Source organism: Prevotella sp. C561 (assembly GCF_000224595.1).
Lineage (GTDB): Bacteria > Bacteroidota > Bacteroidia > Bacteroidales > Bacteroidaceae > Prevotella > Prevotella jejuni.
In genome coordinates, this window is sequence record NZ_JH114143.1 from 237,691 (window position 1) to 244,686 (window position 6,996).

At 41.6% G+C, this 6,996-nt stretch carries 6 protein-coding genes and 1 tRNA gene; 3 read left to right on the forward strand and 4 right to left on the reverse strand.

Features of this window, described 5'->3' with window-relative positions:
• Positions 1 to 193: 193 nt before the first annotated feature.
• Positions 194 to 267, reverse strand: a tRNA-Arg gene (locus HMPREF0666_RS06550).
• Positions 268 to 665: 398 nt separating this feature from the next.
• Here HMPREF0666_RS06550 and asnA point away from each other — a divergent pair.
• Entirely contained in the window at positions 666 to 1,703 is a 1,038-nt protein-coding gene (asnA, locus tag HMPREF0666_RS06555) for an aspartate--ammonia ligase (protein ID WP_009011586.1), read from the forward strand.
• Between the two features lie 484 nt (positions 1,704 to 2,187).
• Here the strand turns inward: asnA and HMPREF0666_RS06560 are convergent, their stop codons facing one another.
• The 3 genes from HMPREF0666_RS06560 to HMPREF0666_RS06570 form a co-directional block, all read right to left on the reverse strand.
• A complete protein-coding gene (locus HMPREF0666_RS06560; RefSeq protein ID WP_009011587.1) occupies positions 2,188 to 3,072 on the reverse strand; it encodes a carbon-nitrogen hydrolase in 885 nt (294 codons plus the stop codon).
• An 88-nt stretch (positions 3,073 to 3,160) separates the two neighbouring features.
• The gene (locus HMPREF0666_RS06565) at positions 3,161 to 4,228 is read right to left on the reverse strand and encodes an agmatine deiminase family protein (RefSeq protein ID WP_009011588.1); all 1,068 of its coding nucleotides are present in this window, start codon (positions 4,226 to 4,228) and stop codon (positions 3,161 to 3,163) included.
• Positions 4,229 to 4,890: 662 nt separating this feature from the next.
• The gene (locus HMPREF0666_RS06570) at positions 4,891 to 5,517 is read right to left on the reverse strand and encodes a tetratricopeptide repeat protein (protein ID WP_009011589.1); all 627 of its coding nucleotides are present in this window, start codon (positions 5,515 to 5,517) and stop codon (positions 4,891 to 4,893) included.
• Positions 5,518 to 6,128: 611 nt separating this feature from the next.
• On the opposite strand from HMPREF0666_RS06570, the gene HMPREF0666_RS18440 reads away from it, so the two are divergent.
• The gene (locus tag HMPREF0666_RS18440) at positions 6,129 to 6,251 is read left to right on the forward strand and encodes a hypothetical protein (protein WP_255346421.1); all 123 of its coding nucleotides are present in this window, start codon (positions 6,129 to 6,131) and stop codon (positions 6,249 to 6,251) included.
• A gap of 424 nt (positions 6,252 to 6,675) precedes the next feature.
• A complete protein-coding gene (locus HMPREF0666_RS06575) occupies positions 6,676 to 6,996 on the forward strand; it encodes a helix-turn-helix domain-containing protein (protein ID WP_009011591.1) in 321 nt (106 codons plus the stop codon).

The window sequence follows — 6,996 nt, forward strand, 5'->3', positions numbered from 1 at the left end:
TCATTCAGCTAAATGTCATAAAGGTATTATCACTCTGTATCTATGATAATCTTCATTTAATTACCCTTATTTGGATAGACATAATGAAATGTCATCATTGTTTAGTGACTCCGTTGGGATTCAAACCCAAGACCTTCAGAACATTTTTCTGGCCTCATTCGGCTAAATACCATTAGAGAGTTTACACTTTTAGTGACTCCGTTGGGATTCAAACCCAAGACCTTCAGAACCGGAATCTGACGCTCTATTCAGCTAAGCTACGGAGCCTAATGACTGTGCAAAGATACAGTAAAGTTTGCATAACTCCAAACGAACAGTAAACATTCTTACTAAAGTATCTGATATAAATGCGTTGTTTTGAAGGTTTAGTAATATCCTTACTGATAGAGAGAACCCTGTGTCCCTCTCTTTGTGGCTGTTTGGTAATCAACTCTTTATCGTCAGAGTAGTTGTTTTGGTTGGTAGGTTGTTCTTGTTAACAGTGGCAATAAGAAATAACATGAGAGGAGATAATTGACTAATAAACTATCATAATGTTGTGAAATGTAGTCGGAATATATTATTATGTAACATTGGATAGGTGTTTGTTTCGCAGTTTGATAATTAATATATACCTTTGTGCGCAATTAAAATAATAGTCAAGTCATTAATAGAAAGGAACGATAATGAGTCAACTGATAAAACCAAAAGGATATAAAGCTGCACTTGGAAAACGCCAGACCGAGTTAGGAATAAAACTGATAAAGGAGTTCTTCCAACAGAACTTAGCTACCGAGCTACGACTAAGTCGTGTTACAGCACCGCTATTCGTACTGAAAGGCTTAGGTATCAATGATGATTTGAATGGTGTCGAACGCCCTGTATCCTTTCCTATTAAGGACTTGGGAGAGGCACAGGCTGAGGTGGTGCACTCATTGGCAAAGTGGAAACGGCTGACATTAGCCGACTACGACATCCAACCGGGCTATGGTATCTATACGGATATGAATGCTATTCGTGCCGATGAGGAGCTGGACAACCTTCATTCTCTTTATGTTGACCAGTGGGACTGGGAAGCTGTTATCACCGAAGACGATAGGACGCGTCATTATCTGGAGACTGTTGTTCGTCGTATCTATGCAGCTATTTTACGCACGGAGTTCCTTGCTTGTGAGACTTATCCTCAGTTGGAACCATTCCTTCCACAGTCGATTCATTTTATTCATGCGCAGGATTTGTTAGATATGTATCCTACGATGACCGCAAAAGAGCGTGAGGATGAGGTGTGTAAGAAGTATGGTGCGATGTTTATTGAAGGGATAGGCTGCAGATTAAGCAATGGCGAGAAGCATGACGGTCGTGCTGCTGATTACGATGATTGGTCAACGATTGCTGAAGATGGTAAGGTGGGTTTGAATGGTGATATCCTCATTTGGTATCCAATCTTAGGACGTAGTATTGAACTCTCGTCTATGGGTATCCGTGTGGACAAGACTGCTTTACTCCGTCAGTTGGCAATAGAGAAACAGGAAGAACGTGAGCATCTCTTCTTCCATCAGCAGCTGCTTTCTGACAAACTGCCACTGTCTATCGGTGGTGGTATCGGCCAGAGCCGTCTTTGTATGATAATGTTGCACAAAGCACATATCGGTGAGATACAAGCAAGTATATGGCCTGAGGATATGAGAAGAGCGTGTGATGAGACTGGTATGACATTGATATAAGAGTCCCTTCCCTCCTATCTCTCCAAAAGAGATGACAAGCTAATAGGATAAAACGTCCTATAAATCTCTGAAGAAGAGAATATGATGTTCAAATATTATTAAACCTCCATACTATTGCTGTTCACGAAGAACACTGCGTGTGATGAGCATAAAGATGTGAAGGAGAAGATGGCCCAATAGGTGCATTACGAATCTTGTAAGCTATCATTGAAAACCCAATAATCAAGGTTGGGACATAACTAATAAACAAAAGGGCCATATCTAAACTCATAGTAAGAGTTTGGATATGGCTCTTTCTCTATCTATGGATATAATCAGTAAGCTGCACTGATGTTAGTTATAGGTTTAGTGCTCTTTTCCTTACAGAAGTAAGTGTTCTCTCCTTATTAATTCTCTGCCATCAGTGAAATGTTAGGGAGGAGGGACTGAGGGGAGCTTTATTCCATTAGATAATCCCCTCCTTTGGAGGGGTTAGGGGAGTTTTTTAATCAATAAACCTCTTCGTTATCTCTCCATATTCATCTATTCGTCTGTCACGCAGGAAAGGCCACCAACGACGCACATTCTCGCTGTGGTCGAGGTCGATATTGAGGATAACGCTCTCCTCATCATCGTCGCAAGCACGATAGAGTAGTTCGCCCTGTGGCCCAGCAACAAAACTACTTCCCCAGAACTGAATACCTTGTGTTTGCTCACTTGGGTCTGGTTCATGGCCGACACGGTTGACAGCAATCACTGGTAAACCGTTGGCAACAGCATGACCACGCATCACTGTTGTCCAAGCCTCACGTTGACGCTGTTTCTCCTCGTCTGTATCACTACTTTCATAGCCAATGGCTGTTGGATAGATAAGCATGTCCGCACCTTGTAAGGCCATCAAGCGAGCTGCTTCAGGATACCATTGATCCCAGCAGACAAGTACACCAAGACGACCCACACTCGTGTCAATAGGATGGAAACCGAGGTCGCCTGGTGTGAAGTAGAATTTCTCGTAATAAGCTGGGTCGTCTGGAATGTGCATCTTACGATACTTACCAGCAATACTGCCATCCTTCTCTATCACTACAGCTGTGTTATGATAAAGTCCTGGTGCACGTTTCTCAAAAAGCGATGTCACGATGACAATACCCAATTCGCGTGCCAATTCACCATAGAAGCCAGTAGAGGGACCCGGTATAGTCTCGGCTAAGTCGAACTTATTTACGTCTTCTGTCTGACAGAAATAGAGTGAGTTATGTAGCTCTTGAAGGATTACAAGCTCCGCACCACGTTGTGCTAAGTCTGTAATACCCTCTGCCAGTCGTTCTATATTGTTCTTGATGTCTGCAACATTATGCTGTTGCAAGAAACCTATTTTTAGTTCTCTCATAATAAAGGTGTTTGCCTTGTTGATGTTTATAGTTCTGTGTTTTAAGATTACAACACTGTCTTCTGTCACGATAATGAGGCGGGTAGTGCTATCCGTTTAATGGCAGCTGCATCGTCAAACAGTGTATTGAGCCATGCTGTCTTATGATAGTACGGCTGTCTATGCCGATGATTTCACGGTCGGGGAAAGCCTCTTGAATTATATTCAAAGCTGCTTTGTCCTTTTCGGGTTGGTTGTAGGTTGGGACAAGCACTGCCCCGTTGATGATAAGGAAGTTGGCATGTGTCGCTGGTAGGCGTTCGCCATCATCATAGATAGCATCAGGCATCGGAAGGCGGAGTAGACGATAAGGGTCACCATCGATTGTACGAAGCTGCTTTAATTGTTCCTCCAAAAGTCGGAAGTCCTCATAGTGTTCGTCTTCTTTGTCGTCACACCCTATATATAATAAGGTGTGATTGGGTGCAACTCGTACGATGGTATCAATATGTCCGTCGGTGTCATCACCTGCCAACTGACCATAATCCAACCAGACAACCCGCTCAACATTGGGGAAGAAAAGGCGCAATCGTTTGTCTATTTCCTCTTGTGTAAGCGGTTGATTACGGTGTGGTGCCATAAGGCAACCCGTTGTTGTGAAGAGTGTGCGGTCTCCATCGCTCTCTATCGAACCGCCCTCCAGCACGAAGTCCTTGTGGTTCTCCAATACACCTTGTAAGAGTCCTGCTTCATAAAGTTGGCGGTTAATTCTATTGTCCTTTTCTGCTGCGAACTTCTCGCCCCATCCGTTGAAACAAAAGTCGAGTAGGCGAAGCGCTTGTAAGCTACCTTTCGGCTCCTTGTCTGATACGAGTGAGATGGGTGCAACGTCACGTGCCCATGTGTCATTGTTGTCACAAGCAAAGAGCGTCACACGCTTCATCTGTCCTTCAGTCAGCCTTTCTGCTAATAGGGAATGTACTTTTTCCGTATCACGTACCGTAATCAACAATGGTTCAAAACGTGTGATAGCGTCTGCCATCTGTAGATAAACCTCGGTAATCTCGTTCAGGTAAGGACGCCAGTCGGTGTCCTCATGCGGCCATATCAGTATAATCCCGCTTTGTGGTTCCCACTCAGCAGGCAATCGGAAGCTATGATTTTCGTTCGTGTTCATACTGCAAAGATAAGAAAAGAAAATGTGATAAACCGCTTTCCAGTCCCTTTTTTATGGTTCATCCGTCTTTTTCGAGTGACGTTTTAGATATTCCTTTTGACCTATGTGTCTGTTTTCTGACTCTTTTGTGTCTGATGGCAGCTGGGGAGGAGTCCCTCTTCTATAAAGAACCTCAGTAATCATTCCAGATCTAAGCAAAGTCAGTAAAATCGTAAAATATCATCACATTGGGTCGATCTATATTCTTTCAAAGTAGGAGTGTGAAATTCTCTGTAATTGCGTTTGTAACCTACAATAAATCAATCTGTTACCAACACGCATGAAGAAGACGCCCTTCTTGCCTCAAGAAAGGCGTCTTCAACGTGCAAGAAGGGCATGTTCTCGAATACAGTTAGGCCTCCTCTTGTTTTCTTACCAGCCTATGGATGAACGGAGAAAGGAATGATTACCGAAATTCTCCTACAATCTCAGTCTGTTAGTTTAGCATTTCATCCCCCTTTTATCTTGCTTCGTTATGGAGGACAAGTGCATCTTCTCTTTTCTTCTCTACCATTTCCCTTTAAGCTGTAGTATTATTTTTCATTTATTGTTTACTTAGTTTCTGACGGGTTAAACTTGTTACTCGTCCACCTGTCACTACTCTTGAAAAATACTGTAACTGTCTACTTTATAAACTCTTCACGTGGAGTTTCAATTATAGACATCACAAAGGTATCATTCGCTTTACGATTCTCTTCGTCTGAAGCAAGGCGGTCTCTCTCAGCCTCATACAGAGCCTTAATCCTCTTAGGTCCCTCTATCAACATGATAGCAAAATAGCGGTTTATCTCGTGTGCACTGTTATGATCTTCCTCGTAGAGTCTCTTGAAGTTTTCTTCAGCACGCTTGTAGTAGTCCATTGCCTCCTTCTTGTTTCCCATCTTCTCATAGAACATACCTGCACCAAGAAGTGTGTAAGGCTCTGTTGGGTTACGCTTGAGATAAGCATTTAGCGTCTCTAATGCCTGCGTAACATTGCCTTGATCATTGAGGTAAGTCGCCTTGTTTGCATAAGCCAGTTGGTAGTCAGAATCCTTTGCTATAGCATTGTCGAGTAGGGTCAACGCCTTTTTCACGGAGTCAGGTGAGTTCGACCGATATGTATATGCGTTTACTGCCTGATTGTTTAGTACTATTGCAGCTGAGTCAGGTTTATGTCCACAACAAAGTCCCTTATTGCGCTGCGCATTACAGGACATCAATGATAGAAATAAGAATAGCGATGATGCTAAAAGAAAGTTACGATTCATAGTCTTTAATATATTAAGTTTAAGAATAAGATAATCCTATTATTTAGGTTGGTTTCTATTCTGACGAAGCATATTTACCTCAACGTTTATGCAAACGCTAAAGTTGTTCTCGTTGCAAAGATAACATTTATTTGTAAAATAAGAAATTAATTGTTACATAAAACAGCCGTTCCTTAAGGAAATAGTAGGCTACGATTCAAAGTGATACTCCACGTTGTCGGAATATAACTTACCTCATACAGCCTAATTACGATACTAATGTAAGCAAATACGGAGAAATTTGTCTTACTTTTGCAAGTTCTATCACTTTGTTTATGGGTAGAAACTCCTTTTCATAATCATGGTGGCTTGGTAAATTGATATACATCAACTCGAAGCATTGATGTAAATCAATTAGGTCGTTTGATACGTGTCAATAGCATTGACGTCAGTCAATTATTAATGAAAAAACGGCTTGAAAAAGCAAGTTTTCTTTGTCAGATATTGGAAAGTGTACTAACTTTGCAAGCACAAAACAACACAAACGGCACCTCATAAGGATAACAAGAGGTTGCCACTGAAAGGGCTTCAGTCTCAGTAGGGAACACAAAAAAAAGATTGTATAACTCAATTTGAAGAAAGGAAACATTATGATGAAGAAAGTAAAGAATATGAGTTTTATGCGTAAGTTAGTTCATTATTTGACACATGGCATTAGTGAATATAATATAGGTCGTGCGAACTGTCTGGCATAAAGAATGGTTCAGACCTATAACTACGCAAGTAGTTTGAAAGAAAGATTATTTGGGAGAATATAAAAAAGAAGTCGGGTTAGAGTCTATATAGATTCTGGCCCGATTATTTTTTGTAGGTGTCGACTGTGTCATAAATTTATGTCCTCTATCTGAGAAGGGGCTTGTTAGCCTTGATGAGAAACGCTTAAGCGGTGCAAGATTCAAATATCCTTGTATATATAGGCTTTCACATAAATGAGTAAGACGGCGCAAGTTCAACATAGAACTGCAATCCCAAGTGCTGGTGTAGCTTAATAATCTATACCTGAAAACACCGAGGGGTTTGGGGGCGAGAAGCCCCCATGAGAAGAAAATCAACAAGCAATGCATAAAAATAAGAAAGGGAGACCTCTGTCTCCCAAAGATTAATTAATTTTGCATTGCAATGTACAAACAATTAACCTCGGAGCAAAGGTACACAATTTCTGTGCTACTCCAAAATAGAACGAAACAAAAAGATATTGCCAAGGCGATAAATGTAAGTGCAAGTACAGTGTCTCGTGAAATAAGACGTAATAGTGGAGTCAGAAGACACTATAATTGGGAAACTGCCCAAGCAAATGCAGTACAAACAAGGCGCAGAAAGCCAGGCAATCGTTCAGTCGACAAGGATGTCATGGAAGAGGCGAAGCGCCTTCTATTACTGAGCAATGGTCTCCAGAACAAATATACTGGTGTATTGGCCAAAGGACGGCAAGTATATTAG

Coding starts and splice junctions, on each gene's coding strand:
- HMPREF0666_RS06560 (WP_009011587.1), bottom strand. CDS start 3,072: ATGAGAGAACTAAAAATAGGTTTCTTGCAACAGCATAATGTTGCAGAC.
- HMPREF0666_RS06575 (WP_009011591.1), top strand. CDS start 6,676: ATGTACAAACAATTAACCTCGGAGCAAAGGTACACAATTTCTGTGCTA.
- HMPREF0666_RS06565 (WP_009011588.1), bottom strand. CDS start 4,228: ATGAACACGAACGAAAATCATAGCTTCCGATTGCCTGCTGAGTGGGAA.
- HMPREF0666_RS06570 (WP_009011589.1), bottom strand. CDS start 5,517: ATGAATCGTAACTTTCTTTTAGCATCATCGCTATTCTTATTTCTATCA.
- asnA (WP_009011586.1), top strand. CDS start 666: ATGAGTCAACTGATAAAACCAAAAGGATATAAAGCTGCACTTGGAAAA.